This is a genomic window from Enterobacter cloacae complex sp. HYC042_NIDB (assembly GCF_056673315.1).
The window spans coordinates 1,428,489-1,452,156 of sequence record NZ_CP109650.1 but is presented as its reverse complement, the minus strand read 5'-3'; the positions used below and the strand labels follow the sequence as shown (position 1 = coordinate 1,452,156).

At 60.9% G+C, this 23,668-nt stretch carries 20 protein-coding genes; 9 read left to right on the top strand and 11 right to left on the bottom strand.

Going from position 1 to position 23,668, the window contains the following annotated elements:
- Nucleotides 1-23: 23 nt before the first annotated feature.
- Nucleotides 24-1,271: an enterobactin transporter EntS gene (entS, locus tag OKF39_RS06845; RefSeq protein WP_248055758.1), complete on the bottom strand. Its 1,248-nt coding sequence runs from the start codon at nt 1,269-1,271 to the stop codon at nt 24-26.
- A gap of 108 nt (nt 1,272-1,379) precedes the next feature.
- Here entS and fepD point away from each other — a divergent pair, with 108 nt between their 5' ends.
- From fepD to fepC, 3 genes are read left to right on the top strand one after another with little or no spacing between them, the layout of a single operon-like run.
- Nucleotides 1,380-2,384, top strand: a complete 1,005-nt coding sequence (gene fepD / locus OKF39_RS06840; RefSeq protein WP_182034463.1) for a Fe(3+)-siderophore ABC transporter permease — start codon at nt 1,380-1,382, stop codon at nt 2,382-2,384.
- Entirely contained in the window at nt 2,384-3,373 is a 990-nt protein-coding gene (gene fepG / locus OKF39_RS06835; protein ID WP_479983799.1) for an iron-enterobactin ABC transporter permease, read from the top strand. The genes fepD and fepG overlap by 1 nt, the downstream gene beginning before the upstream one ends.
- Nucleotides 3,370-4,164 (top strand): iron-enterobactin ABC transporter ATP-binding protein, encoded by a 795-nt coding sequence (gene fepC, locus OKF39_RS06830; RefSeq protein ID WP_063942788.1) that lies wholly within the window; start codon nt 3,370-3,372, stop codon nt 4,162-4,164. The genes fepG and fepC overlap by 4 nt, the downstream gene beginning before the upstream one ends.
- Nucleotides 4,165-4,235: 71 nt before the next feature.
- Here fepC and entF read toward each other — a convergent pair whose 3' ends face one another.
- From entF to fes, 3 genes are read right to left on the bottom strand one after another with little or no spacing between them, the layout of a single operon-like run.
- Complete coding sequence (gene entF, locus OKF39_RS06825) at nt 4,236-8,093, bottom strand: enterobactin non-ribosomal peptide synthetase EntF (protein WP_479983613.1); 3,858 nt, start codon at nt 8,091-8,093, stop codon at nt 4,236-4,238.
- Nucleotides 8,090-8,302: an MbtH family protein gene (locus OKF39_RS06820; protein WP_048958938.1), complete on the bottom strand. Its 213-nt coding sequence runs from the start codon at nt 8,300-8,302 to the stop codon at nt 8,090-8,092. The genes entF and OKF39_RS06820 overlap by 4 nt, the downstream gene beginning before the upstream one ends.
- A gap of 10 nt (nt 8,303-8,312) precedes the next feature.
- Complete coding sequence (gene fes, locus OKF39_RS06815) at nt 8,313-9,512, bottom strand: enterochelin esterase (protein WP_479983612.1); 1,200 nt, start codon at nt 9,510-9,512, stop codon at nt 8,313-8,315.
- A 145-nt stretch (nt 9,513-9,657) separates the two neighbouring features.
- Here fes and OKF39_RS06810 point away from each other — a divergent pair, with 145 nt between their 5' ends.
- Both OKF39_RS06810 and entD read left to right on the top strand, forming a co-directional pair.
- Nucleotides 9,658-11,898 (top strand): TonB-dependent siderophore receptor, encoded by a 2,241-nt coding sequence (locus OKF39_RS06810; protein WP_045631298.1) that lies wholly within the window; start codon nt 9,658-9,660, stop codon nt 11,896-11,898.
- Nucleotides 11,899-11,979: 81 nt separating this feature from the next.
- Nucleotides 11,980-12,669 (top strand): enterobactin synthase subunit EntD, encoded by a 690-nt coding sequence (entD, locus tag OKF39_RS06805; RefSeq protein WP_479983611.1) that lies wholly within the window; start codon nt 11,980-11,982, stop codon nt 12,667-12,669.
- Here the strand turns inward: entD and OKF39_RS06800 are convergent.
- The 7 genes from OKF39_RS06800 to betT form a co-directional block, all read right to left on the bottom strand.
- Entirely contained in the window at nt 12,605-13,444 is an 840-nt protein-coding gene (locus OKF39_RS06800) for a metal ABC transporter permease (protein ID WP_193532203.1), read from the bottom strand. The genes entD and OKF39_RS06800 overlap by 65 nt on opposite strands.
- Complete coding sequence (sitC, locus tag OKF39_RS06795; RefSeq protein ID WP_048959550.1) at nt 13,441-14,289, bottom strand: iron/manganese ABC transporter permease subunit SitC; 849 nt, start codon at nt 14,287-14,289, stop codon at nt 13,441-13,443. The genes OKF39_RS06800 and sitC overlap by 4 nt, the downstream gene beginning before the upstream one ends.
- Nucleotides 14,286-15,092 (bottom strand): manganese/iron ABC transporter ATP-binding protein, encoded by an 807-nt coding sequence (locus OKF39_RS06790; RefSeq protein ID WP_479983610.1) that lies wholly within the window; start codon nt 15,090-15,092, stop codon nt 14,286-14,288. The genes sitC and OKF39_RS06790 overlap by 4 nt, the downstream gene beginning before the upstream one ends.
- 2 nt (nt 15,093-15,094) lie before the next feature.
- Entirely contained in the window at nt 15,095-16,006 is a 912-nt protein-coding gene (locus OKF39_RS06785) for a metal ABC transporter substrate-binding protein (protein WP_479983609.1), read from the bottom strand.
- A 203-nt stretch (nt 16,007-16,209) separates the two neighbouring features.
- On the bottom strand, nt 16,210-16,494 hold the full coding sequence (nadS, locus tag OKF39_RS06780) for a NadS family protein (protein WP_041910964.1): 285 nt from the start codon (nt 16,492-16,494) through the stop codon (nt 16,210-16,212).
- A gap of 2 nt (nt 16,495-16,496) precedes the next feature.
- Nucleotides 16,497-16,883 (bottom strand): type II toxin-antitoxin system RelE/ParE family toxin, encoded by a 387-nt coding sequence (locus OKF39_RS06775; RefSeq protein WP_041912044.1) that lies wholly within the window; start codon nt 16,881-16,883, stop codon nt 16,497-16,499.
- A 138-nt stretch (nt 16,884-17,021) separates the two neighbouring features.
- A complete protein-coding gene (gene betT / locus OKF39_RS06770) occupies nt 17,022-19,055 on the bottom strand; it encodes a choline BCCT transporter BetT (protein ID WP_479983608.1) in 2,034 nt (677 codons plus the stop codon).
- 128 nt (nt 19,056-19,183) lie between these two features.
- Between betT and betI the strand changes: the two genes are divergently transcribed.
- From betI to OKF39_RS06750, 4 genes are all read left to right on the top strand, one after another.
- The gene (betI, locus tag OKF39_RS06765) at nt 19,184-19,771 is read left to right on the top strand and encodes a transcriptional regulator BetI (protein WP_023334836.1); all 588 of its coding nucleotides are present in this window, start codon (nt 19,184-19,186) and stop codon (nt 19,769-19,771) included.
- A 13-nt stretch (nt 19,772-19,784) separates the two neighbouring features.
- Nucleotides 19,785-21,257: a betaine-aldehyde dehydrogenase gene (gene betB / locus OKF39_RS06760; protein WP_479983607.1), complete on the top strand. Its 1,473-nt coding sequence runs from the start codon at nt 19,785-19,787 to the stop codon at nt 21,255-21,257.
- Nucleotides 21,258-21,270: 13 nt separating this feature from the next.
- Nucleotides 21,271-22,935 carry a choline dehydrogenase gene (gene betA, locus OKF39_RS06755; RefSeq protein WP_479983606.1) on the top strand — a complete coding sequence of 555 codons (1,665 nt, stop codon included), beginning with the start codon at nt 21,271-21,273 and terminating at the stop codon, nt 22,933-22,935.
- 148 nt (nt 22,936-23,083) lie between these two features.
- Nucleotides 23,084-23,647 carry a fasciclin domain-containing protein gene (locus OKF39_RS06750; protein ID WP_028012276.1) on the top strand — a complete coding sequence of 188 codons (564 nt, stop codon included), beginning with the start codon at nt 23,084-23,086 and terminating at the stop codon, nt 23,645-23,647.
- The last annotated feature ends 21 nt before the right edge of the window (nt 23,648-23,668 follow it).

Below are 23,668 nucleotides of genomic sequence, written 5' to 3'. Positions count from 1 at the left end.
GGGAGAGGGCCGGGGTGAGGGCATCAGGCCGCACCGTCGTTCAACACGACCTCCTGCCTGAACCGCCGCAATTCCACCAGCGTCACCAGTAAGATCGCGCCAACCATTGCTAACACAAACCCGCTGCTGCTCGCCGACGCCACCGGGGTCATTATCGCCCCCAGCCCGCCGAGGATCGCCGCGCCAATTGCATCGCCCGTCACGTTCTGCGCGGTCCACAGGCCGTTGATACGCCCCAGCATCCCTTCCGGCGTCTGGGTCTGGATCAGGGTGTACTGTAAAAGTGAGCTGACCGCACTCAGCCAGCCGAAAATCACCAGACACATCACCCCCAGCGCCCAAACCGGCATCAGGCTGAAGAAGCCTATGGCGATAAACGAGGCCAGCGTCGCCACCAGCATAATCAAGCCCGGACGCGCGCTTTGGGCCAGGTTACCACTGGTCAGCGCCCCGCAGGCCGCACCGAGCGGAATGGCGGCGTACAGCACGCCAATCTCTGAGGCGCTCATCTGCCACTCGCCCGCCAGCGCCGGGTAAAGCACGCGCACGGCGCTCGCCATCGTCAGCAGGCCGCCGAGCAGCGCAATGCCGCCAATCAGCGGGTTGCTGAACAGAAAACGAATAGCGGCCATCAGCGATTTCAGCGGGTGCTCGCGCGGCTGCGGTGGCGGTGGCAGGAGCGGCAGACGCAGCAGCGTCAGGGTGGTGATAAAGGTGCCCGCCGCGGCAAGGCCGTAGTTCCAGGCCACGTTGCCCGTTGCCAGCAGCAGGCCGCCGACCATCGGCGAAATCACCGAGCCGAGGCGCACGGTGAGCATGGTGATCGCCCCCGCCTGCATCAGGTTCTCGCGGCCCACCAGCGCGGGCGTTGCCGCCAGCAGCGCCGTCACGCCGAGCGAGGCGAAAAAACCGTCCCACAGGCCAAGGGCATAAATCGCCATCAGCGACGGCTCCGGCAGCATGGCGTTCAGACACAGCCCGATAAAGCCCACCCCGCAGGTGCCGCGCGCCAGCAGGATCAGCTTCTTACGCTCGTAGCGATCCGCCAGCACGCCGCCGACCATCAGCCCGATAAACATCGCCCCGCCGGTTAAGGTGACGGATAGCCCCACCAGCCAACTGGAGTGCGTCATGGTCTGGATCTGTACCGGCACGGCGACGCCGAGCAGGCCGAGGGACAAAATGGAGATAAAGCGAGCGATAAAAACGGCGCGATACGCCGGATGCGTTTTCAACAGGCTGAGGTTAAGCAGCCAGGATTTTTGATTCATGACAAAGCCTTGAGTCTATTTCTACCCATTCCATGGGCGCACATGCTAACATAGCCAAATAAGATAGATAACGATAATCACTATCATTATCAAATCATGGATGTTGCTATGTCGTTTTCCTCTTCTGCGGTGCGCGCCATTGCCGTGCCCGTATTATTGCTACTGCTAATCCTTGCGATTGCACTCAGCCTGCTGGTCGGCGCGAAGCCGCTACCCGCCTACGTTATCGTTGATGCACTCTCCGGCACCTGTCAGAGCGCCGACTGCACCATCGTGCTCGACGCCCGCCTGCCCCGCACTCTTGCCGGACTGCTGGCCGGTGGCGCGCTTGGCCTTGCGGGTGCCCTGATGCAAACCCTTACCCGTAACCCGCTGGCGGACCCCGGCATTCTCGGCGTCAACTCCGGGGCCAGCTTTGCCATCGTGCTCGGCGCAGCGCTGTTCGGGTTGACGTCACCCTCTGAACAGCTGGTAATGGCCTTCTGCGGCGCGCTGGCCGCCTCGCTGGTGGTCGCGTTTACCGGAAGTCAGGGCGGCGGGCAACTGAGCCCGGTTCGCCTGACGCTTGCGGGCGTAGCGCTCGCGGCAGTGCTGGAAGGCTTGTCCAGCGGTATCGCCCTGCTCAACCCGGACGTCTACGACCAGCTGCGCTTCTGGCAGGCCGGCTCGCTGGATATCCGCACCCTTGAAACTTTAAACGTGGTGGCAATCCCGGTCATTATCGCCGCCGTCGTGGCGCTGTGTTTAAGCCGGTCGCTGAACAGCCTGAGCCTCGGCAGCGACACCGCGACCGCCCTCGGCAACCGCGTGGCGCGCACGCAGCTGACTGGCCTGCTCGCTATCACCGTGCTAAGCGGCAGCGCAACCGCCGTGGTCGGTCCGATCGCCTTTATCGGCCTGATGATGCCGCACATGGCGCGCTGGCTGGTGGGGTCGGACCACCGCTGGTCGCTGCCGGTCACGCTGCTGGCCACCCCTGCCCTGCTGCTGTTTGCCGACGTGCTGGGCCGCCTGCTGGTGCCCGGCGAGCTGCGCGTCTCGGTGGTGAGCGCGTTTATCGGCGCGCCGGTGCTGATCTTCCTGGTACGTCGCAGACGCGGAGGTGGCGCATGATGGCTCCTTCCCGTCGTTTACTCACCAGCGTCTTCCTGCTGGCTATCGCCATTACTCTGCTGGCGGTCTGGAGCCTGCAAAGCGGTGCCGTAACGCTTGATTTCGCGCAGGTCTTTCACGCCCTCACCGGCAGCGCGCCGCGTAACATCATCATGGTGGTCACCGAATGGCGGCTGCCGCGCGTGGCGATGGCGATCCTGGTAGGCGCGGCGCTCGGCGTCAGCGGCGCGATTTTCCAGTCGCTGATGCGTAACCCCCTCGGCAGCCCGGACGTGATGGGCCTGAATACCGGCGCGTGGAGCGGCGTGCTGGTGGCGATGGTGCTGTTCGGGCAACATCTGACGGCCATTACCTTTACGGCGATGGCGGGCGGCATTCTGACCTCGCTGCTTATCTGGGCCCTGGCCTGGCGCAACGGCATCGACACCTTCCGGCTGATCATTATCGGGATCGGCATCCGCGCGATGCTGATGGCGTTTAACACCTGGCTTTTGTTGCAGGCGTCTCTGGAAACCGCGCTCTCCGCCGGGCTGTGGTACGCCGGCTCCCTCAACGGCCTGACGTGGGGCAAAACCTGGCCCGCCGCGCCGCTAATTTTGCTGATGTTTATCGGCGCCCTGCTGCTGGTACGCCGGATGCGCCTGCTGGAGATGGGCGACGACAGCGCCTGCGCGCTGGGCGTGAGCGTTGAGCGCTCGCGTCTGATGCTGATGCTGGTGGCGGTACTGCTGACCGCCGCCTCCACCGCCATCGCCGGGCCGATCTCGTTTATTGCCCTTGTCGCGCCGCATATCGCGCGGCGTCTTAGCGGCACCGCGCGCTGGGGCTTGACCCAGGCTGCCCTGTGCGGTGCGATGCTGCTGCTGGCCGCCGATCTCTGCGCCCAGCGGCTGTTTATGCCTTATCAACTTCCGGTGGGCGTGGTGACCGTCAGCCTCGGCGGGATTTACCTCATCGTCTTGCTCGTTCAGGAGTCACGCAAGAAATGACAGATTCAACAACCCGCTTGCGCGGCGAAAATTTGACCCTCGGCTATGGCAAAAAAATCATTGCCTGTGATTTAACCGTCGCCATTCCGGACGGCCACTTCACCGCGATTATCGGTCCGAACGGCTGCGGCAAATCAACCCTGCTGCGCACCCTGAGCCGCCTGATGTCGCCGACAGAGGGCAGCGTATTCCTCGACGGAGAGCAGATCCAGCGCTTCGCCAGCAAAGAGGTGGCCAGGCGCATCGGGCTGCTGGCGCAAAACGCCACCACGCCGGGAGATATCACGGTGCAGGAGCTGGTCTCGCGCGGACGCTACCCACACCAACCGCTGTTTACCCGCTGGCGCAAAGAGGACGACGAGGCCGTGAAGCGCGCGATGCAGGCAACGGGCATCACCGATCTGGCTCAGCAAAGCGTGGATACCCTCTCTGGCGGACAGCGACAGCGGGCGTGGATCGCGATGGTGCTGGCGCAGGAAACCGCCATTATGCTGCTGGACGAGCCGACGACCTGGCTGGACATCAGCCATCAGATTGACCTGCTGGAGCTGCTGAGCGAGCTGAACCGCACGCAGGGGTATACCCTGGCGGCGGTGCTGCATGATTTAAACCAGGCGTGCCGCTACGCCACGCATCTGATTGCGCTGCGCGACGGCGAGATTGTGGCGCAGGGCGCGCCGAAGGAGATTGTGACGCCAGAGCTGATCGAGCGGATCTACGGCATGCGCTGCATGATTATTGACGATCCGGTGGCGGGTACGCCGCTGGTGGTGCCGTTAGGTCGGCGGTAATTGCCGGACCCGGCCTACAGTCAGCTCCCGTAGGCCGGGTAAGGCGTAGCCGCCACCCGGCGCTGTTGACGTTACTCCAATATTTCCTTCAACACCGGTCCTATCTTCTCGAACGCCTGCGGTGAAATGATATCCACGTGGGCGCAGTCCTGGCTGTAGACCTCCAGCTCGCCCACCCACGGTGCCCAGGCCGTATGCGGATCCATCGTTCGCGTGCGTTCGGCAACAAACAGCGTCGCTTTACCGTCAAAGAATGAACTGTGCGCGGTGGTGAGCAACCGCACCGCGTCCGCGTAGTTGCCTTCAATGGTGTTAAACAATTCGCTGGAGCCCTGTCCCTGCTGGGCGGCGATAAACGCCTGACGCTCGCGCTCGATCTCCGCCAGCACTTCCGGGTCAAGGCCGTTTGCCTCTTTCTCCGCCCAGTTCTGGGTTTCCGGCGGCCAGGTATCCAGCAGGCCGAGGAACGAAACCTCTTCACCCTGCTGGCGCAGGCGGGCCGCAATGCCCTGCGCCAGCGTGCCGCCGAGCGAATAGCCGAACAGATAATACGGTCCGTGCGGCTGCTGCTTACGCAACGTTTTCAGGTGATGTTCGATCACCCCATCGAGATCCTCGCACTGCTGCATCGGGCCGTTTGGCCGCGGCGACTGAATGCCGGTAATCGACCAGCGCGGGCTGAGGTAGCGCGCCAGGACGCTGAACTGCCAGGCAAAGCCGGACGCCGGATGGAAGCAGAACAGCGTCGGGCCGTTGCTTTCACGCAGCGGCAGCAGGGTTTCATACCCCAGACGCTGCGCCTGTTCGTCGCTCATCTGCGAGTCCAGCAGCGCGCTGAGCTTGCCGACCGTCGAGGCGACCATAATCTGCCCCGGCGTGACCTTGCGGCTGAACGCACGACCGAGCTGAGCCGCGAGGCGCATCGCCAGCAGCGAATGACCGCCGAGGGCAAAGAAGTCGGCATCGATATCGTTTACTTCGCAGCCCAGCAGCGCAGAAAACGCCTGCGCCACGGCGGCTTCGGTTTGCGTCTCGGGTGCGCGACCGGAGGTTTTACTGGTCAGCTCCGGCAGCGGCAGCGCCTTGCGATCCAGCTTGCCGTTGGCGCTTAGCGGCAGCGCGCTGATTTGCAGCAGCACCACCGGCACCATATGCGGCGGCAGCTGTGCCCTGAGCGAGTCCAGCAGCGCGTCGCGATCCAGCGGTAAACCGGATTCGGAAACCACATACCCTACCAGCTGGCGGGCATCGCCGCCCGTTGCCGCTGCCTGGTTGAATACACACGCATGCGCCACGGCCTGAGCCACGTCAGGCAATGACAGCATCGCCCGGTCGATTTCGCCCAGCTCAATGCGCTGACCGCGGATTTTCAGCTGGTCATCGCTGCGGCCCAGATATTCCACCGCCCCGTTGTCCAGCCAGCGGGCGACGTCTCCGGTGCGATACATCCGCTCGCCTGGGGCAAACGGATCGGCAATAAAGCGGCTGGCGGTGAGGTCGGGCCGTCCCAGATACCCCTGTGCCAGCTGAATGCCGGTGAGATACAGATCGCCCGCCACGCCGAACGGCACCGGGCGCATCATCGCGTCCAGAATGCGCAGCCCCGTATTCCACACCGGGAAGCCGATCGGCACGCTGTTGCCCTCCACCGCCGCCAGCTCCGGGCCGTACGCCGGATACCAGCTCACGTCCACCGCCGCTTCGGTTGGGCCGTAGAGGTTGTGCAGCGGTACATGAGTGAGCTGCTCCCACTCGCGGCACAGCGCCGTTGGCAGCGCCTCGCCGCTACAGAACACCTGCTTCAGCGTCCTGCAACAGTCGACGTTTTCCGGCGTCAGCGAGGCAACAAATGCCGCCAGCATCGAGGGCACGAAGTGGGTGGTGGTTACGCCATATTCTGCGAAGAAGCTCTGCATCGCCTGCGGATCGCGGTGCGCGTCCGGCTCGGCCATCACCAGCTTTGCCCCGGCGATAAACGGCCACCAGAACTCCCACACCGACACGTCAAAGCTGCACGGCGTTTTCTGCGCCACGACGTCATGCGCCGCCAGTGGATAATGATCCTGCATCCACTTCAGGCGGTTAACGATGGCGGTATGGCCTACCATCACCCCTTTCGGGCGTCCCGTTGAACCCGAGGTAAAGATGATGTACGCGGTCTGCTCCGGCTTCGCCAGACGCAGAGGTTCAGCGCCTGTGGTCGGCAATAGCATGTTGTAACTAAGCGAAGGTATCGGCAGATCGTTAAAGCGCGGAAGCTGCGCGTCGGTGGTAATGAGGAGCGACGGTTTCGCGTCCTCCAGCATCATCCGCAGACGATCGTCCGGGTAGCCGGTATCCAGCGGCAGCCAGGCGGCGCCGGCTTCAACAATGCCGTGCAGCGCCAGGGTGAGGAACACCGAACGCGGAAGCGCCACCGCCACGCTGTCGCCCGGCTTCACGCCGCGCGCGCGCAGCAGGTTTGCCAGCGCGACCACCTGCTCGCGCATCTGGCGGTAGTTCAGCTCAATATGGGCATCCGCCAGCGCGGGGGCGTCCGGCGTTTTGCTCGCCTGCTCCGCCACCAGATCCGCCAGCGTGGTGGAGGGCAGCGCCAGGCCGGTATCGTTGATGCGCGCCAGCCGGGCGTATTCCTGCTCTGATACGGTTTCCACGTCGCCACAGCGCAGGTCCGGGTTCGCGGCAAACTGCGCCAGCATCGCGTTCAGGCGCGAAACGTGGCGCTTCAGCGTCGCGTCGTCGTAACGCTGCCTGTTGGCGAGGATCTCAATGCTTAATCCGCCCTGCTCGTCCGGGAACAGCGCCAGCTCCAGATCGTTCACCGGGCCGGTCGCCAGCGTGTGGGTGATGGCCTCCACGCCGTCAATATCCAGCTGATAATCAAACACCTTCACGTTCAGCACCGGCCCAAACAAGGGTTCGTCCCCTGCGGCCCGCCCGCTGTCGCGCACGATCTGCTCGGCGTCGTAGCGCTGATGGCGGCGCATCTTTTTCAGCTGGTTCGCCAGGCGCAGCGCCAGCTCCGGCAGGCTCTCAAGCGGATTAATATTCACCGCCAGCGGCAGGACGTTAAGCACCGGGCCGGTTGCGGTCAGCGCGGCGGACCCCATGCGGCGCATAAAGATAAACCCGGCGGCGTAGTCCAGCCGTCCGGTGAGGCGGCCCAGCCACAGCGCCACCAGCGCAAGCGCCAGATCGGTACGCTGTGCCTGCCCGGCTGCCTGCGCCAGCTGGCTAAAGGCGCGAGCGTCCATTGCCATTTTCAGATGCAGAATGTCGGTAGTGGCGGCGCGTCCCGGTAGCGGCGCGGAGGAGAGCGAGACCGGAGGAGGAAGCTGTTTGCGCTGCTCCTCCCAGAAGGCACCGTCGCGCTGATACGCCTCGCTGTCTCGGTAGCGCTGATACTCGTCAACGACATCAGCGAACGGGGTAAACGGTGAGGCTGGGGTAGGTTCACCTTTCTTCCAGGCGGCGTAAATCGCGGCGATCTGGCGGGTAATTGCCGGGAAACTGAAGCCATCCACCACCAGATGGTGATAGCGCTGATACCAGTACCAGCGGTTGTCACCGACCTGAATCAGCTGATGAAAAGCGAGCGGCTGACCGCTGTCCACGCGCAGATCCTGGCTGAGATCGGCCTCCATCAGCGCCACGGCGGCGTCGTGAGAATCAACGCGAACGATGGACGGCTCCGGCAGGATCAGGGTCTCATCGACCCACTGCCAGACCTCGCCGTTATCTTCAGCGAAACGCGTGCGCAGAGTATCGGCCTGCATCATGCCCTCAGCGATGGCTTTAGCCAACAGCGGCGCGTCGATATTTCCTTTCAGCTCGGTGTAGTGCGCCACGCTCCAGGCGTTTGACAGCGAGGAAAGCTGCTCTGCCATCCAGATACCCGGCTGGGCGGCGACGAGAGGGAGACGGTTCATGCGCGCTCCCCCGCAAAAGAGGACGGCTTAAGCGTCTGCCAGCGTTGCGCCAGCCACTGCTGGCACGCCTCCTGAGAGTGCGGTTCGCAGACCACGCGCCAGCCCGCGGGCAATTCGCACTGCTGCGGCCACAGGCTGTACTGCCCCTGGTCATTTTGCAAAATGGCGAACTGTCCCTGCGGATTATCGAAAGGATTGCTGAATTCCATACAGACTCCGTTATTGAATGAGCGGCTGCCAGAGGGTCATCAGCCCCTGCGTCAGCCCACCGCGCCAGCAAAGCGCATCGTGTCCGCCGTCAACCTGACGCCAGATAACCGGTTGCTGAGTGTGTAGTTCGGCGAGGATCGCCTGGTTTGCGCGCAAGATAAGCGGCTCATTGCGCCCGGCTTCAAGAAGGATGCGTAACCCGCGAGGGGATATTTCGCCGGTTTTAAGTTGTTCGATTAACAGCCCGTCCTGCTGCCCGCCGCGGTGCGGCCACCAGTAGGAGCCGGACTGGCTGAGCACGCAGCCAAAACGCTGCGGCCAGTGCAGTGCGGCATAAAGGGAGGAGAGACCGCCAAAGCTTTGCCCTGCGACCACCGTACGGTCGGCGCGGTCGCTAAGCGGCGCGCGTTGTTGGACCAGGGGGAGAAGTTCTTCCTGCACCGCCAGCCAGAAGTCGGGATTGCACGGTAGCTCGCGGTTACGGTGCTCCATATTAATAACATCGATTAAGACGTAGACCGCAGGCGGCAGGTTGCGCTCGGCGGTGAGCGACGCCAGCGCAGGCCAGACGGGCATGCTTTCGGCCCAGAACTGTCCGTCAAGCAGCACCGCCAGCGGGCGCTCGGGGCTTTCATCCCCGGTGGTAAAAATCCACACGCGGCGACGGTTCTTCAGGCGCGCGCTGTCCCACGTAATGCAGACGGGCTTTTTGTAAGGCGTATCAGGATGGTTCCAGCCGGGCTGTACGGGCGCCTCCGGCATCTCAAGCGCCGAGACGGCGTGCCCGCGCCCGCCGCGCCAGCTCTGCGCATTCAGCGGGTCAGAAATTGCGTGAGGCAGCAGCTTGCGCCAGCCTTCGCGCAGCGCCATGCGGTCCGGCTGCTCGCCTTCAAATACTGCATCGGCAAAATCGTTTTCGTTATCGGAGGGGATGAAACAGTAGCTGCCGCGCCATTCGGGGCTGAACTCCCCCTGCCACTGCCAGACGTCGGTATCGGGAATGCGTTCAAGCGATTGCGGGCGGGCATTCTGATGGTGGTCGGTCACGCCGGTAACGTAGAGCCAGACGCGTTTAACCGTCGAGGTCTGCTGGGTTCCTGCCGGGTCCCGCCACCAGAATGTGACGCGATAGTTTTCCTCATGACGTTGCCATTCCGGCCCGTTTTTCGACTGCCACCACGCTTCACTTCCGGTTGTTAACGCCGTCACCCTTATAACCCCATGTATAGCAATATTTTTTGTTTCAGAGCAAATTTTATTGATAATATTATTGATAACTATTTGCATTTGCAATAGCGTATTGCCCGCGCTGTGGGAAGCGCGTTCATAAATAACCATAAAAGCGGGACGTACAATGAATAAGAAGATTCACTCTCTGGCCTTGCTGGTCAATTTAGGGATTTATGGCGTCGCGCTGCCCGCCATGGCAGACGACAACGCCGCCTCTGCGCAGCACGAAGACACGATGGTGATCACCGCCGCCGAGCAGAATTTGCAGGCGCCTGGCGTGTCGACCATCACCGCCGATGAGATCCGCAAAAACCCGCCTGCGCGGGACGTGGCGGAAATCATCCGCACCATGCCGGGCGTTAACCTGACCGGGAACTCCACCAGCGGCCAGCGCGGGAACAACCGTCAGATCGACATTCGCGGCATGGGCCCGGAAAACACCCTGATCCTGATCGACGGCAAGCCCGTCACCAGCCGCAACTCCATCCGCCTGGGCTGGCGCGGCGAGCGTGATACCCGCGGCGATACCGGCTGGGTACCGCCGGAGATGATCGAGCGTATTGAAGTGATCCGCGGTCCGGCCGCCGCGCGCTACGGCAACGGCGCGGCGGGCGGCGTGGTGAATATCATCACCAAAAAGTTCGACGACCAGTGGCACGGCTCCTGGAACACCTACCTGAATGCGCCTGAACACAAGGATGAAGGTTCTACCAAGCGCACCAACTTCAGCCTGAGCGGCCCGCTGGGCGGCGACTTCAGCTTCCGCATGTTCGGTAACCTGGATAAGACTCAGGCCGACGCGTGGGACATCAACCAGGGCCACCAGTCTGAGCGTACCGGAGCCTACGCCAACACCCTGCCCGCGGGCCGCGAGGGTGTAGAGAACAAAGACATCAACGGCGTGGTGCGCTGGGACTTCGCGCCGATGCAGTCGCTGGAGTTTGAAGCGGGCTACAGCCGCCAGAACAACCTCTATGCGGGTGACACGCAAAACACCAACAACGACAACGCGCTGGTGAAGAAGAACTACGGCAAAGAGACGAACCGTATTTATCGCCAGAACTTCGCCGTGACCTGGAACGGCGGCTGGGACAACGGCATTACCACCAGCAACTGGGCGCAGTACGAACACACCCGCAACTCCCGCCTGGGCGAAGGGCTGGCGGGCGGTACGGAAGGCCTGTTCAACAGCAATAAATTCACCGACACCGATCTGGCCGACGTGATGCTGCACAGCGAAATCAACCTGCCGATTGATTTCATTGTGAACCAGAACCTGACGCTCGGCACCGAGTGGAACCAGCAGCGCATGAAGGATTCGACCTCCTTCTCGCAAACCCAACAGGGTGGCACCATCCCGGGCATGAGCGAAGACCGTAGCCCGTACACGTCAGCGGAGATCTTCTCCCTGTTCGCTGAGAACAACATGGAGCTGACCGACAGCACCATGCTGACCCCTGCCCTGCGCTTCGACCACCACACCATCGTGGGCAATAACTGGAGCCCGTCCCTGAACCTGTCGCAGGGTCTGGGGGATGACTTCACCCTGAAGATGGGCATCGCGCGCGCCTATAAAGCGCCAAGCCTGTATCAGACCAACCCGAACTACCTGTTGTACAGTAAAGGCCAGGGCTGCTACGCAAGTTCCGACGGCGTGGGCTGCTACATGATGGGTAACGACGATCTGAAAGCGGAAACCAGCATCAACAAAGAGATTGGCCTGGAGTGGAAACGCGATGGCTGGCTGGCGGGCGTGACCTGGTTCCGCAACGACTACCGCAACAAGATTGAAGCGGGCTACGCGCCGATTGGCCAGACCTCCACCGGTAAAGTCACCACCGATATCTACCAGTGGGAAAACGTGCCGAAGGCGGTGGTGGAAGGACTGGAAGGCTCCCTGAACGTGCCGGTCAGCGACACCATCAACTGGACCAACAACATCACCTATATGCTGCAGAGCAAGAACAAGGAGACCGGCGACCGTCTGTCGATCATTCCTGAGTACACGCTGAACTCAACCCTGAGCTGGCAGGTGCACCAGGATGTGTCATTGCAGTCGACCTTCACCTGGTACGGCAAGCAGCAGCCGAAGAAGTACAACTACAAAGGCCAGCCGGTGACCGGGTCTGAGAAAGACGAGGTCAGCCCGTACAGCATCGTTGGCCTGAGCGCCACCTGGGACGTGACGAAAAACGTCAGCCTGACCGGCGGCGTGGACAACGTCTTCGACAAGCGCCAGTGGCGCGCGGGTAATGCCCAGACCACGGGGAACGCGACAACCGGCGCGTATATGTACGGTGCGGGTGCGTATACGTATAATGAACCGGGTCGCACCTGGTACATGAGCGTAAATACAAGATTCTGATACAGGCAGTGACTTCCCCCTCTCCCTGTGGGAGAGGGTTGGGGAGAGGGCATCAGTCCGCACAATTCAGAGGGAAAAACCATGCACACCACCCACAGCACATTTTCTCTCGCCGGCCTCACCCTCCACCGCATCACCTTCGACCCCGCCACCTTCACCGACGCCGATCTCCTCTGGCTCCCCCATCACGCCCAGCTCGCTGACGCCGGACGTAAACGCAAGGCTGACCATCTGGCAGGACGCATCGCGGCCGCGCACGCCTTACCTGACCACACCGTTCCCGCCATCGGCCCCAGCGGGGAACCGCTCTGGCCGGACGGAATTTCCGGCAGCATCACCCACAGCGGCACGGAGGCGATGGCTGCCATCGCGCCATACCCTGCGCTTATCGGTATCGATAGTGAAGCGATCCTCGCCGAAAATGAAGCAAGGGAAATCAAAGATGGCATTATAGATGCCCAGGAAGAGCGTGTGCTTTCCTGCTCGGGTTACCCGTTCGCCCTCGCCCTGACGCTGGTCTTCAGCGCCAAAGAGAGCCTGTTTAAGGCCCTCTTTCCGCGGGTGCAGGCTTACATGGGGTTTGACAGCGCGCGCGTCACCCTGCTCGACGATAACACGCTTACGCTGGCGTTGACCCGTGCGCTGACAGGATACGCCGAGGGCACCGCCTTCCCCCTTCACTGGCAGCAGCAAGGCGAACAGACGATTACCCTGCTGTCACACGCTCCTGCCGACGCGCCTTCACGCTGGTCACCACAAACGTCACGATAAACACCACCGCGAACAGCACCACGATGGTCGGCGCGGGCGCGCTGTCGAGATAAAACGACGCATACACGCCGCTGACCGATACCAGTACTGATACCGCCACTGCCACCAGCAGCGCCATGTGAAAGCGTCGGGCGATCAGCACCGCCACCGCGCCGGGGGCAATCAGCAGCGAAATCGACAGAATAATTCCCACCGCCTTCAGCGTCGCCACGATGGTCAGCGCGACCATGCACAGCAGGCCATAGTGCAGCCAGCGGGCGCGCAGGCCGCTCGCCTGGGCCTGCTGATAGTCAAAGCTGAAGAGCAGGAAGTCGCGCCACTTGAGGCCAATCACCAGCGCAATCAGGCCCGCCACGAGGCCGCTTTGCAGAATATCCATCCCGTTAATGCCCAGCATATCGCCGAACAGAATGTGGTCGAGATGCACCTCGGGTTTGACGGCGATATAGAGGATCAGCCCGGCGGCGAACATCCCGGAAAAGACGATCCCCATCACCGTATCCTGCTTGATCCGGCTATTGTCCTTGAGGTAGCCGGTGGCGACCGCGCAAAACAGACCGGCAACGAACGCGCCCAGCGCCAGCGGCAGGCCCATCACCCACGCCAGCACCACGCCGGGAAACACCGCGTGGCTCATGGCATCGCCCATCAGCGCCCAACCTTTGAGCACCAGAAAAACCGACAGCAGCGCGCAGGGCACGGCTACCAGAAGTGAAATCAGCAGCGCGTTGTTCATGAACGCAAACTGGAAGGGTTCAAGGAGCAGCGCCATCATGGGTGTGCCTCCTTCGCGCGACGACGGCTGGCGAGCAGCCCGTGCTTCGGCGCAAAGACGAACGCCAGCAGGAACAGCAGCGTCTGGGCGACCACAATAATGCCGCCGGTGGCGCCGTCCAGGTAATAGCTAGCCCACGCGCCGAGGAAGCTGGTGAGGCTGCCAATGGCGACGGCAATCATCAGCAGACGCGGGAAACGGTCGGTCAGCAGCCACGCGGTCGCGCCGGGTGTGACCACCAGACAGATCACCAGAAATGCGCCGACGGTTTGCAGCGCCGCCACGGTAGAGACCGCCAGCAGCGTGAAGAACAGGATCTTCAGGCGCTCCGGGCGCAGGCCGATGGCGCGGGCGTGGTTCTCATCAAAAAAGGTCACCATCAGATCTTTCCATTTGAACAGCAGGATAACCATCGACACCACGCCGATAATCGCCAGCTGGACGATATCCTCTGGGGCGATAGCCAGAATATTGCCGAGCACGATGGTCTGAATATTTACCGAGGTCGGGTTAAGCGAGACCATAAACAGCCCCAGCCCGAAAAAGGAGGAGAAGATCAGCCCGATAATGGCATCCTCCTTCAGGCGGCTGCGCTGGTTGAGAAACAGCATGCTGCCCGCCGCCAGCCCGCCCGATAAAAACGCCCCCAGCGAGAACGGCAGCCCGAGCATGTAAGCCCCCGCCACGCCCGGCACGATGGAGTGCGAGAGCGCATCGCCGATCAGCGACCAGCCTTTGAGCATCAGGTAGCAGGAGAGAAACGCGCACAGCCCACCCACCATCGCCGAGACCCACATCGCGTTAAGCATGTACTCATAGCCGAAGGGTTCGAGAAGCGCGTTCATTTAGCCTCCTGCCGGTGCGTCACGAAGGGTCGCTCATCGTCGGTAATGATGCGATCTTCCGAGCCGCTGAGCACCACGTGGCGCAGCACGCCGCTGAAGGCGCGCTCAAGGTTTTCGGCGGTGAAGGTGGTTTCCGTCGGACCGCTCGCCAGCACGGTGCCTTTGACCATCACCGTGTAATCACAAAACTCCGTGACCGAGCCCAAATTGTGGGTCGAGACCAGCATGGTTTTGCCCTCGTCGCGCAACTCGCGCAGCAGGCTGATGATTCTGGCTTCGGTTTTAACGTCCACGCCGGTAAACGGCTCGTCGAGCAGGATCACCTCGCCCTGCTGGGCAATCGCCCGCGCCAGGAAGACGCGCTTCTTTTGCCCGCCGGAGAGCTCGCCAATCTGCCGATGGCGCAGCTCGAGCATATCCACGCGCTTCAGGGCGTCGGTCACGATCTGCCGATCCTGCGCTTTAGGCCGCCGCAGAAACCCCATATGCCCGTAGCGCCCCATCATCACTACGTCCTCGACCAGCACCGGAAACGACCAGTCGACCTCTTCCGACTGCGGAACGTAGGCGACCAGGTTCTGGCGCAGCGCCCGGTGAGGCGGCAGCCCATGGAGGGTGATAGTGCCGCTCGCCGCCCGCACAAAGCCCATCACCGCCTTAAACAGCGTGGACTTGCCGGAGCCGTTCACCCCCACCAGCGCGGCAATCGATCCGCCGGGCACGCTGAACGACGCATTGCGCAGCGCCGTGTGGCCGTTGCGGTAGGTCACGATCACGTCCGTGACGACAATCCCCTTCTGCATGGTCACTCCTTCATGCCGTCGCGAATGCCCTGCACCAGCGTGCGGGTGGTCACGTTCAGCAGGTCGATATAGGTCGGCACGGGGCCGTTTTCCGCACTCAGGGAGTCAACATACAGCACACCGCCGTAGTGGGCGCCGGTTTCCCGCGCCACCTGACGCGCCGGCTTATCGGAGACCGTGCTTTCGCTGAATACCGCCGGGATGCGATATTTCTTCACCAGATCGATCACCTTGCGCACCTGCTGCGGCGTGCCCTGCCGATCGGCGTTGATCGGCCACAGGTAAAGTTCCTTCATGCCCAGATCCCGCGCAAGATAGGAGAAGGCGCCCTCGCTGGTCACCATCCAGCGTTTGTCTTCCGGGATCTCCGCCACCTGCTTGCGCAGCGGTTCGAGGGTCGCGACGATCTTCTGCTTGTAGGCCTCAGCGTTGCGTTGGTAGACCTGCGCGTTGGCCGGGTCGTACTTCACCAGCGCGTCGCGGATGTTATCAACGTAAATCAGCGCGTTGTCCGGCGACATCCACGCGTGCGGGTTAGGCTTGCCGTCGTACGGCCCCTCGCTGATGCCCATCGGGGTGATGCCCTGGGTGACAATCACCTCCGGCACGCCGTTCAGATGCTGATAAAAACGCTGGAACCACAGCTCCAGGTTCATGCCGTTCGCCAGGATCAGCTGCGCCTTTTGCGCGCGCTTGATATCCCCCGGCGTCGGCTGGTACTCGTGGATTTCAGCGCCCGGTTTGGTGATGGAGGTGACTTCTGCGGCATCCCCCGCCACGTTTTTCGCCATATCCGCGATGACGGTAAAGGTGGTGATGACCTGGAACTTTTCAGCCGCCAGCGCGCCCGTGCTGGTCGTAGCCGTGAGCAGCGCGCCGAGCAACAGACGCTTTAATCCTTTCAGTGGGTGCATCGCAGAAGTCTCCTGAGGTGGTGAAATTCAAAGCAAAATTAGCCCGTGCTATAAGGTATAGCACAGGCTATATTTAAATGAAAATAGTTATCATTAAAGTTATGTCAATGAAGGGCGGGCCTGACGGCGCTTCGCTTATCAGGCCTACGGAAAAGCAGTTTTGAAGGCCGGGTAAGCGCAGCGCCACCCGGCATAAGGGCGACTCACAGCCCGGCAAGTGCCTTGTAAAATGCAGGATTCTCCCGAATCACATTAAGTACCTTCGCCGCCAGCCCGGTTGGATTGCGGCGTTTGGACTCCCAGCTCTTTATCGTATCGACGCTCGTGCCAAGCGCCTTCGCCATTTCGCTTTGCGTGATATTGAGCTGCTCTCTGATGGCACGCACATCAGCAACTTCATAGCGGGTTACTCGGGAAGCGGCTTTTCTTCCGTTATGGATCTCAACGGCCTCTTCAAGCGAAGATTTTAATTCATTAAAAATACTCATTATTAGCCTCCACCTGCCTGATTAGGGTACATAGTACACCTCTCATTTACGGCACTGGAAGCAGTATTTTTCAGAATGGAAGTCAGCTTTTTAAGTTCTGCTTTCTCTGCCTCTGTCAGGCTGTCCTTTATGCATTTTGGATAGGCCATAATGAAATAGATCACCTCCTCCGTGGCCAGAAAGTAAATCACTCTGATACCCCCTCTCTTTCCCTTTGAGGCTGCCGCCATCCTTATTTTACGTAAACCACCCGTCTGCTGGATCAGGTCACCTTTATCAGGCCACGCAATAAGTTCCTTTTGCAGATCCTTTAATTCATCATCCGTAGCAATGCTTTTAATCTGTCGGGTAAAGAGTGATGTTTCGATAAACTCTATCGCATGACTCATCCATAGTTCCTTCCCTAAACGCAGCAAAAGCCCGAATGCTTCAACACCAGGCTCATGCTGCATGGTTACTCTTCCTTGAGTAATGCTGCGCCAAATAACTGTATTTATATACAGATTAAAGGTATTTTAAGAATCCGTTTAGACATCCGGGAACATCACGCTATTCCCCGGCGCTTCCCTGTGCAGGTGGATAAAGTTCAGGTGCCGTTCATACTGGTCCAGAATATCCGTAATCACCTGCTCCTTGCTGTAGTCCATCAAATCATTCCCCTGGCTACCCTCCAGTAAGAAGGTTTCCAGCCGGTAGTAGGTTGATTTCCCGCTGCGCGCCCGGTAGGTAAAGCCGGGTACCGAGTACTGCTGCGGCCAGATCTGATAGACAAAGTTCTGCTCGTCGCCCATGTGCACCAGCAGATCCAGATGCCCCAGGGTTTCGCCCTCCTCCGGCGGCAGGTTTTTCAGCTCCACGTAGGCGCCGCGCAGCCTCAGTTCCTGCGCCACCTCTTCCATCGCCGGGTAGCAGACCGTCTCCATCATCTGTTTGGTGTAGCGCGTGCCCGGGTAGTTCATCAGGCGCGACAGGCGTTTCTTCCAGCTCAGCCTGTCCTGAGCGCCCATTGGCCGCGGCGCGGTGTCGCGGCTGGCGCTGACGCGCCGATAGTCTTCCACCTTGAGCGATTTATACAGCCCGGCCATCACGAAGAAGATCACAAAGCTGAACGGCAGGCCCATGATCACCGTGGTGTTCTGCAGCGCCGAAATGCCGTTGGTCATCAGCATGCCGAGCGTCAGCAGGCCGATGGCGACCGACCAGAAGATGCGCAGCCAGTTCGGCGCATCGCTGTTGATGTCCTTCAGCTTTGAGGTGAAGTTCCCCAGCACCAGCGCGCCGGAATCCGCTGAAGTGACGTAAAACAGCAGGCCGGTGATGGTCGCCACGGAGGCGCTAAAGGTGAACGCCGGATACTGCGCCAGCAGGCTGTAGAAGCCGCGCTCCGGGTGCGCCATCGCTTCCTGGGCAAAGGTCGCGTTGCCGTGGATGATCTCGTGCAGCGCGCTGTTGCCGAAAATCGACAGCCACAGCAGGGTAAAGGTGAACGGGATGATCAGGGTGCCCATCACAAACTGACGAATGGTGCGCCCGCGCGAAATACGCGCCAGGAACAGGCCAACAAATGGCGACCATGCGACCCACCACGCCCAGAAGAACAGGGTCCAGTTGTTCATCCACTCCACCGGGCGGTCAAAGGCGAAGCTGTTCAGCGTCATGCCCATGAAGCGGTTCACGTAGTCGCCCACGTTCAGCACCAGGGCGTTGAGCAAGAACGACGTGTCGCCCATAAACAGCACGAACAGTATCAGGCCCAGGGCCAGCGCCACGTTCAGCTCAGAGAGCACGCGGATCCCCTTATCCACGCCGGAGGTCACCGAAATGGTGGCGATAATCACCGAGAGCGCAATCAGCGCCGCTTTCGCCGCCATCGAATCCGGGATATCAAACAGCACGCTCAGCCCGTAGTTGAGCTGCACCACGCCAATGCCGAGCGTCGTCGCGATGCCGAAGATGGTGCCAATTACCGCCGCAATATCGACGCTGTGGCCAATCGGGCCATTAATTCTTTTCCCGAAAATCGGGTACAGCGCGGAGCGGATGGTGAGGGGCAAATTATAACGATAGCTAAAGTATCCGAGCGCCATCCCCATCAGGGCATACATCGACCAGCCTGTCAGGCCGTAGTGGAACAGCGTCCAGACCATCGCCTGGCGCGCGGCCTCCATCGTCTGCCCTGCCCCTTCCGGCGGCTGCATATACTGCGTGACCGGTTCGGCTACCGAGAAGAACATCAGGTCGATGCCGATGCCCGCGGCAAACAGCATCGCCGCCCAGCTCAGCAGGCTGAACTCGGGCTTGGACTGCTCTGGCCCGAGCTTCACCGAGCCGAAGCGCGAGCAGGCAATGCAGACCACGAAGACGATATAGAGCGTCGCCGCCAGCAGGTAGTACCAGCCGAAGGTCTTCGACACCCAGTTCAGGGTGCGGCCAATCCACTCGGCAGAAAAATCGTTAAAGAAAATGGTCGTCAGGGAAAACAACAAAATCAGCCCGGCGGACGTATAAAAAACGACCGGGTTGATTTTGTCTTTTTCTCTGTCTTGTGAAAGGTCTGTCATCCAGTATCCCCACTGTTTTTGTAACTATTGAAATCCAAAATCGCAACAATTAAGACACATTTTATATTGAACGTCCAATCAAAAACCGCTTTAATAGATTACCAACGCTGATGAATGGAGTGGCAAAAATGCCCAAAGTGGGGATGCAGCCGATCCGGCGCAGGCAACTTATCGACGCCACGCTGGAAGCAATTAATGAAGTGGGCATGCATGACGCAACCATTGCGCAGATCGCCCGTCGGGCGGGCGTGTCCACGGGGATCATCAGCCACTATTTCAAAGATAAAAACGGCCTGCTGGAAGCGACCATGCGCGACATCACCGGCCAGCTGCGCGATGCGGTATTAAGCCGCTTACGCGCCCTGCCGAACGGCAGCGCGGAGCAGCGTTTGCAGGCGATTGTCGGCGGCAATTTTGATGAAACCCAGGTCAGCGGCGCGGCGATGAAGGCCTGGCTGGCCTTCTGGGCGAGCAGCATGCATCAGCCGATGCTCTATCGTTTGCAGCAGGTCAGCAGCCGCCGGTTGCTCTCAAACCTGGTGTACGAGTTCCGTCGCGAGCTGCCGCGTGAACAGGCTGAAGAGGCGGGCTACGGGCTCGCCGCGCTGATTGACGGGCTGTGGCTGCGCGCCGCGCTGAGCGGCAAACCGCTGGACAAAACCCTCGCACAATCGCTCACCAGCCACTTTATCAGCCAGCATTTACCGACCGAATAACCGAGGAGGAAGCATGTCCCGAATGGCAGAACAGCAGCTTTATATCAATGGTGGTTATACATCCGCCACCAGCGGTCGCACCTTCGAGACCATCAACCCGGCCAACGGTGAAGTTCTGGCGAGCGTGCAGGCCGCCGGGCGTGAAGACGTGGACCGCGCCGTAGAGAGCGCAAAGCGCGGGCAAAAAATCTGGGCGGCGATGACTGCCATGGAGCGCTCGCGCATCCTGCGTCGCGCCGTCGACATCCTGCGCGAGCGCAACGACGAGCTGGCAAAGCTGGAAACCCTCGACACCGGTAAGGCGTTTTCTGAAACCTCGACCGTCGACATCGTCACCGGCGCGGACGTGCTGGAGTACTACGCGGGGCTGATCCCGGCGCTGGAAGGCAGCCAGATCCCATTGCGCGACACTTCATTCGTCTACACGCGCCGCGAGCCGCTGGGCGTGGTGGCGGGCATCGGCGCGTGGAACTACCCGATCCAGATCGCCCTGTGGAAATCCGCCCCGGCGCTGGCGGCGGGCAACGCGATGATCTTCAAGCCGAGCGAGGTCACCCCGCTCACCGCCCTGAAGCTGGCGGAAATCTACACCGAGGCGGGCCTGCCGGACGGCGTGTTTAACGTCCTGCCGGGCGTGGGCGCGGAGACCGGCCAGTACCTGACCGAGCATCCGGGCATTGCCAAAGTCTCCTTTACCGGCGGCGTCGCCAGCGGCAAAAAGGTGATGGCGAACGCCGCAGCCTCGTCCCTGAAGGAGGTAACGATGGAGCTGGGCGGCAAATCCCCGCTGATTGTGTTTGACGATGCGGATCTGGATCTCGCCGCAGACATCGCCATGATGGCCAACTTCTTCAGTTCCGGACAGGTGTGCACCAACGGCACCCGCGTGTTCGTGCCTGCAAAATCTAAGGCCGCGTTTGAGCAGAAAATCGTTGAGCGCGTGGGCCGCATCCGCGCGGGCGATCTGTTCGATCAAAGCACCAACTTTGGCCCGATGGTCAGCTTCCCGCATCGCGACAGCGTGATGCGCTACATCGCCAAAGGCAAAGAAGAAGGCGCGCGCGTGCTGTGCGGCGGCGACGTGCTGAAGGGCGACGGGTTTGATAACGGCGCGTGGGTGGCCCCGACCGTGTTCACCGACTGCACCGACGAGATGACCATCGTGCGCGAAGAGATCTTCGGCCCGGTGATGTCCATCCTCACCTATGAAAGCGATGAAGAAGCCATTCGCCGCGCCAACGACACCAACTACGGTCTGGCGGCGGGCATCGTCACCGCCGATCTGAACCGCGCGCACGGCGCCATTCATCAGCTCGAAGCGGGCATCTGCTGGATCAACACCTGGGGTGAATCCGCTGCGGAGATGCCGGTTGGCGGCTACAAGCACTCCGGCATTGGTCGCGAGAACGGCGTGATGACGCTTCAGAGCTACACCCAGGTGAAGTCCATCCAGGTTGAGATGGGTAAATTCCAGTCCATATTTTAACCGGGAGGTTTATTTGCAATTTGACTACATCATTATCGGGGCCGGCTCTGCCGGCAACGTACTGGCTACACGACTGACTGAAGATCCGAACACCACCGTCCTGCTGCTTGAAGCGGGCGGGCCGGACTACCGCTTTGATTTCCGCACCCAGATGCCTGCCGCGCTGGCCTTCCCGCTGCAGGGCAAGCGCTACAACTGGGCGTACGAAACCGAGCCAGAGCCCTTCATGAACAACCGCCGCATGGAGTGCGGACGCGGCAAAGGGCTGGGCGGCTCGTCATTGATCAACGGCATGTGCTACATCCGCGGTAACGCGATGGACCTCGACCACTGGGCGAAAGAGCCGGGCCTGGAGCACTGGAGCTACCTCAACTGCCTGCCCTACTACCGCAAGGCAGAGACCCGCGACGTGGGTCCGAACGACTACCACGGCGGCGACGGTCCGGTGAGCGTCACCACCTCTAAGCCGGGCGTAAACCCGCTGTTTGAAGCAATGGTGGAAGCAGGCGTGCAGGCGGGCTATCCGCGCACCGACGATCTCAACGGCTACCAGCAAGAAGGCTTTGGCCCGATGGACCGCACGGTTACGCCGCAGGGCCGACGCGCCAGCACCGCGCGCGGCTATCTGGACCAGGCAAAACCGCGTCCTAACCTGACCATCCGCACCCACGCAATGACCGATCGCATTATTTTTGACGGCAAGCGCGCGGCGGGCGTTGAGTGGCTGGAAGGCGAAAGCACCATTCCGTCAAAAGCGACGGCGAATAAAGAAGTCCTCCTGTGCGCAGGCGCCATTGCGTCACCGCAGATCCTCCAGCGTTCCGGCGTAGGCAATGCTGAATTGCTGAAGCAGTTCGATATCCCGCTGGTGCATGATTTACCCGGCGTGGGAGAAAACTTGCAGGATCATCTGGAGATGTACCTCCAGTATGAATGTAAGGAGCCGGTTTCCCTCTACCCTGCCCTGCAGTGGTGGAACCAGCCGAAGATTGGCGCGGAGTGGCTGTTTGGCGGCACCGGCGTGGGTGCGAGCAACCACTTCGAAGCAGGCGGATTTATCCGCAGCCGCGAGGAGTTCGAATGGCCGAACATTCAGTACCACTTCCTGCCGGTAGCGATTAACTACAATGGCTCAAACGCGGTGAAGGAACACGGCTTCCAGTGCCACGTCGGCTCCATGCGCTCCCCGAGCCGTGGACACGTGCGCATTCAGTCGCGCGATCCGCACCAGCATCCGGCGATCCTGTTCAACTATATGTCCCACGAGCAGGACTGGCAGGAGTTCCGCGACGCGATCCGCATCACCCGCGAGATCATGCACCAGCCCGCGCTGGACAAGTACCGCGGCCGCGAAATCAGTCCGGGTATTGACTGCCAGACCGATGAGCAGCTGGACGAATTCGTGCGCAACCACGCCGAAACCGCCTTCCACCCGTGCGGCACCTGCAAGATGGGCTATGACGAGATGGCGGTGGTCGACGGCGAAGGCCGCGTTCACGGGCTGGAAGGAATACGCGTGGTGGATGCGTCGATTATGCCGCAGATTATTACCGGCAACCTGAACGCCACCACGATTATGATCGGTGAGAAAATTGCTGATGCGATTCGCGGACGCGAGCCGCTGGCAAAAAGTACGGCCGCGTATTATGTGGCCAACGGGGCGCCGGTCAGGCGCTGAGGATATTTCCCCTCCCCCTGGCCCTCTTCCATACGGGAGAGGGCTTCCCACCCAAAATTTATTTTTATTTTCCTGCATCCAGTTCACCCCCTCCCCTCGTATATGCATATGTGAGCAATCCCTTTGCTCCCCAAACCGAGGAAAGATGATGAAAAAGCTAACCCGTGTTGCACTCGTCACCAGCGCTTTACTCTTCTGTGCAGGCACATCAGCCGCCATGACGTCAGGCTCCGTGATGGTAGGCGGAGCCGAAATGTTCCCGAGCAAAAATATCGTTGAAAACGCCGTGAACTCGAAAGATCACACCACGCTGGTGGCCGCCGTCAAAGCGGCTGGACTGGTGGAGACGCTTCAGAGCAAAGGGCCCTTCACCGTATTTGCGCCGACCAATGCGGCGTTTGCGAAATTGCCTGCCGGCACGGTCGAGAACCTGGTCAAACCCGAAAACAAAGCCACGCTCACCAGCATCCTCACCTATCACGTGGTCGCCGGTAATTACGATATGAAGGCGCTGGAGCAGAAAATTAAACAGGGCGGCGGACACGCGGAGCTGAAGACCGTTAACGGTCAGCCGCTGTGGATCATGAGCAACGGCCCGCACAACATTCAGCTTAAGGACGGTAAAGGCAATGTGGCGAACATTAGCACCTATGACGTTCATCAAAAAAACGGCGTGATCGATGTGATTGATACCGTCCTGATGCCTAAGTAGTTGTCTATACTTCGGAAGTGT